This window comes from Deefgea salmonis, from assembly GCF_020531905.1.
In the GTDB taxonomy this organism is placed as follows: domain Bacteria; phylum Pseudomonadota; class Gammaproteobacteria; order Burkholderiales; family Chitinibacteraceae; genus Deefgea; species Deefgea salmonis.
The window spans coordinates 1-2591 of record NZ_JAJAWG010000024.1 but is presented as its reverse complement, the minus strand read 5'-3'; the positions used below and the strand labels follow the sequence as shown (position 1 = coordinate 2591).

General features: G+C 51.0%; 3 protein-coding genes. All 3 read right to left on the bottom strand.

From position 1 onward, the window contains the following. Positions 1-203: 203 nt before the first annotated feature. The 3 genes from LG219_RS15235 to LG219_RS15225 are packed head-to-tail and all read right to left on the bottom strand — an operon-like array spanning position 204 to position 2330. On the bottom strand, positions 204-431 hold the full coding sequence (locus tag LG219_RS15235) for a hypothetical protein (protein ID WP_226765283.1): 228 nt from the start codon (positions 429-431) through the stop codon (positions 204-206). After that, complete coding sequence (locus tag LG219_RS15230; protein ID WP_226765282.1) at positions 428-1912, bottom strand: protein rep; 1485 nt, start codon at positions 1910-1912, stop codon at positions 428-430. The genes LG219_RS15235 and LG219_RS15230 overlap by 4 nt, the downstream gene beginning before the upstream one ends. 58 nt (positions 1913-1970) lie before the next feature. Beyond that, the gene (locus tag LG219_RS15225) at positions 1971-2330 is read right to left on the bottom strand and encodes a hypothetical protein (protein WP_226765281.1); all 360 of its coding nucleotides are present in this window, start codon (positions 2328-2330) and stop codon (positions 1971-1973) included. Positions 2331-2591 lie beyond the last annotated feature (261 nt).

Sequence of the window (2591 nt, the reverse complement as noted above, 5' to 3'; positions counted from 1 at the left end):
AACTGGGCGGCGCCGCCCAGTTACGGACAAGTCAGATTTTCATAGGCCGGAATACATGCAATCGGTGTGGCGGGACGTGGGTTAATTCTTGTGTAGGGCAGGATAGGCTAACGCCGAAAAACATAGGATGTTTCGTACCGACGACACGACAAGGGCGCACTTAGGAGTTGTTCCAACTCGTGCGAACCAGAGAGGCCAGCGGGTTACGTCACGCTGGGCGGTTCTGGTTGCTCATTAGCCAAAGCCTTGCGGTATGACTCCAAGTACGCCTCATTTTCCTTTTGCTCCTTCGCCCTCTTCGCTACTGCCTTCGGGTCGTTGTAGCGTTCGTCCATACGGATTTTGTAAACCTCTCTGAACTGTTCAAAGGTGATCTTGTGTCCAGCCTTATTCAGCAATTCAAAGGTGCGTTTGTCGAGATTGAACATCATTTCTGGATTCTCCTTTGGTGGTGTTTATGTGACTTGTCGTCGGCTTCTTCAGCGCTCGCTGCGCACGCTCGCTTGTGCGTCGCCTCCTCATGTCTGGCTTTGATGCTTTTGATTACGTCATCAAGTGCGTCGGGGTTTTTTTCGGCTACATCGAGAATGATTGGCTCTGATTTGGTTTTGTAGATTGCGCGCCATTCGTCCAGAGTTAATTCGGCCAGTTGAATTGCGCCCTCTTTCTGTTGAGCTGCAATTTCTTCGTCAGTGAGATCCGCTACAGCCAAGAGCTTCTTGAGACCATTCGACCAGACCAACTGGCGGCGACCTTTGTAGGCGTTGTAGTAAACCTGAAAAAGCCGACCTGCTTCTTCGTCACCGTCATACAGATACGCTCTGAGAAGGTCGAAAGGGGTTAGACCTTTGTCGTCACTGCCTGTTTTATGGTGGCCTTTAGTCATCTCGGACTCTAGCCCCCATTTAGAGGCATAAGCAGCAGCTTTGCTTCCATCGTCTACCTTGCAGCCAAAACGATCAGACGGACGCGGCAAGCCCTGTTTTACGCAGCAGGATTGCCAGAGAGGGGCAAAGAGCGCCTGAACGTCTAACGGGCGGATATTCGAATTGATGAACAGCAGAATGTGCAAGTGAGGGTGAAAGCCGTTATTGATGCGTGAACGCAGGCCATGCGTGACCTCAGAGGCGCGGATTGTACCGACTAAGCCAATTGCATCACGAACAGCCTTGCCAGCACGATTACGCTTGATACTTGCCCACGCCTCATTGAGTTTGTCCGTCATATCGGACACGTCATCACCAAGACCGTGTGGAATGGTGAGGGTCAGCATCATGACACTGAGGCCAAGGGCTTTGGCCTGTTTGATTGCGCCTTCAAGTTCGACACGACGACGCTCTGAAATCTTAGCTGCGCAGATCGGGCAACCCCAAACGCTGCCGCAAGTCTGGAGGCCAGCCAAGAAAGCCTTGGTGTGCTCGGTATCCAGTAGAACTTTGACGGATGAATCTTTCTGCCGCCAACGATGACAGCGACACATGCGGGTATCGGGTAACAGTTCGTGAACAGCCGACTTCAAAGCAAAGCGTTCCGCACGAATTTGTTGGGGTGTTTTGTAGACTTTTGCTATCGCCTCGTTGTTGCGATTTACCGACAAAGTAAAGGGGGTAATTTCCCCCGTTTCGGAGTTCGGTTTTGTCCACTTGATATCGTCGGGAAGGCTCTGGAAGCCGCGGTTTTGCTGGATGGCTCGTTTTATCGCAGTATTACCAAGGCGACACCCAAAAATGTGCGCGGTGGTGTCGCCAGTGGCCGCCCCCATCCGCGCCCCTTTTTGGGTGTCGCTATGTGCTTTTGCGGAGGATTCCCCACCGCGAATAACGGCGGGGTTTCCTTTTGATGAATGGTCGTTCAAAATATGGTTACTCCTTGCTTCCTTGCTTGGGGTGCTTTTTTGTTCTTGGTCGTTCAAAAAAGAATTCGCCTAAGACAGTTGGCGCTGTCAAAGGACAAAAAGCCTAGATTCCTGTCTAGGCTTTTTCGTTTCCGGTATTCAATTCGGCTTCAATCTCTTGAGCCATCAAATCAAGACCCATCTGCAAACCGTCGTCCAGTTCTTTGCGTAGCTCTTCCATCGCTTCGATCGCCTCGGCCTCTTTGCCTTCCATCTTGGCGCGTAGTCGTGCCTTAGCCTCTGGAGTCAATTTTTCAGATGCAGCCTTGGCTTGCTCAAGTGCAACGAGTACTCCCTTCAATTGAGGAACGACCTCGTGAATAAGCTCAGCAACGATCTTGGAGAATGATGTGCCTTGAAGTTCTGCTAGACGCTTCACAACCTCGTAGTCTTCGACCTCGAACAAGATTGGAACGCGGGGTTTTTTTGTTGCCATGATATTTGCCTAGTGATTCACTTTTCTGATTATGTACCATAAGGCAAAACCTGAAAACCTGTTTTTAGGCGCGAGTGGCTTTTTTGGTAATCGACGGGAAGCGAACGCGATAGAACATTGTGGGGCGTGACCAGGTGTTTTTATTTCCCTGGGAGAAGATGCAACTGGGCGGCGCCGCCCAGTTACGGACAAGTCAGATTTTCATAGGCCGGAATACATGCAATCGGTGTGGCGGGACGTGGGTTAATTCTTGTGTAGGGC

Excerpts from the sequence above, each read along its gene's own strand:
- LG219_RS15225 (WP_226765281.1), bottom strand. The coding sequence starts at position 2,330 with ATGGCAACAAAAAAACCCCGCGTTCCAATCTTGTTCGAGGTCGAAGAC.
- LG219_RS15235 (WP_226765283.1), bottom strand. The coding sequence starts at position 431 with ATGATGTTCAATCTCGACAAACGCACCTTTGAATTGCTGAATAAGGCT.